The sequence below is a fragment of the Oleiphilus sp. HI0043 genome, assembly GCF_001634935.1.
Genome location: NZ_LWEY01001412.1, coordinates 1 through 1,103, shown reverse-complemented (window position 1 = coordinate 1,103; position 1,103 = coordinate 1). Strand labels below are relative to the sequence as shown.

Annotated in this window: 2 protein-coding genes; one reads left to right on the top strand and one right to left on the bottom strand. The window is 44.7% G+C overall.

Features of this window, described 5'->3' with window-relative positions; genetic code table 11:
• On the top strand, positions 1-504 hold a 504-nt coding region (locus tag A3729_RS19645), incomplete at its 5' end, for an Hsp70 family protein (RefSeq protein WP_156498034.1).
• A gap of 26 nt (positions 505-530) precedes the next feature.
• Here A3729_RS19645 and A3729_RS19640 read toward each other — a convergent pair.
• On the bottom strand, positions 531-1,007 hold the full coding sequence (locus tag A3729_RS19640; protein ID WP_068633045.1) for a DM13 domain-containing protein: 477 nt from the start codon (positions 1,005-1,007) through the stop codon (positions 531-533).
• Positions 1,008-1,103 lie beyond the last annotated feature (96 nt).

Sequence of the window (1,103 nt, the reverse complement as noted above, 5' to 3'; positions counted from 1 at the left end):
CAGCTTTTCTGGGACGCAGTGAGCACTAACGATGTATCGGCTCAGACACGGTTTAATGAACTTAATACAGGCTTGGATATTGAACAGCTACTACGCGATTGTGTTGAGCCAGACTTGATCAAACGCTTTATCTCAATGCGAAATAATCAGCAGCAACATCAGCTTGTTCGCAGCGCAGAGCAATGCAAAATCGCCTTGTCCTCAGCCGATAGGGTTTCAAGCTCACTTGAGTTTATCGAAGATGGGCTGAGTCAAGACGTAAAGCTAGAGCAGTTTGCTGAAGCAATTGACCGACCCTTGATGAAAATGCTGAGCTTGATGGAAGAAGCGATTACACAAGCGCAAACACAACCCGATCTAATTTTTATAACGGGGGGATCGGGTCAGTCCCCTGTTATTCGTAAAGCAATTCACAATAAATTTGGTGACATCGAGGTGCTTGATGGCGACCACTTCGGCAGTGTCGCATCGGGTTTAACCGTTTGGGCGAATCAAATATTTTAATTGCAGAGTCTGTTCGCTGAACTCATTTACTGATATTTGGCTGCCGTAATAAACTCACCAAAGGCCTCACACCAAACAATGACTGAGCTAAAGTCAGCTATATTGGTGCCCTGAGGCACTTTGACGACAAAGTTTTCGAAGGTTGTCACGTCACCAACTTGAAGCATTGACGACTTCAAGCGCTGAAAATCAAGCTCGGTTTCTACGAACTCTTTAGAAAGATAAAGCTTATAGTCTGGCCCGGGAGCCAGTTGGCCAGCTAAAGAAATGTACTCAGTGTTAAGCGAAACGATGCCTTCGCCCCAGTGAAAGGTGTCGCTATCCTCTAGGTCTCTTTTAAACTTCCCGGTATATCGCGCTTGCGAAGAAATCTCTGAGATCGTTGACTCTGAAGGCGCAGTCGGTGCCGTTAGAATTGGCAGGATATATATCCCCAAACCGATACCCAATGCGCCTATAGATAAGTGGCTTGCTAAGAGTAAAGTAATTGTTTTTAGTTTCATAAAGAACCTGTTGCTTGGTCTGGTTATGTTTATTTTGTTGCGATTCCAATGAGAAGGGCAATGACCCCAACAATCAATTCAGCCCATGTATTTTTG

Excerpts from the sequence above, each read along its gene's own strand:
- A3729_RS19640 (WP_068633045.1), bottom strand. The coding sequence starts at position 1,007 with ATGAAACTAAAAACAATTACTTTACTCTTAGCAAGCCACTTATCTATA.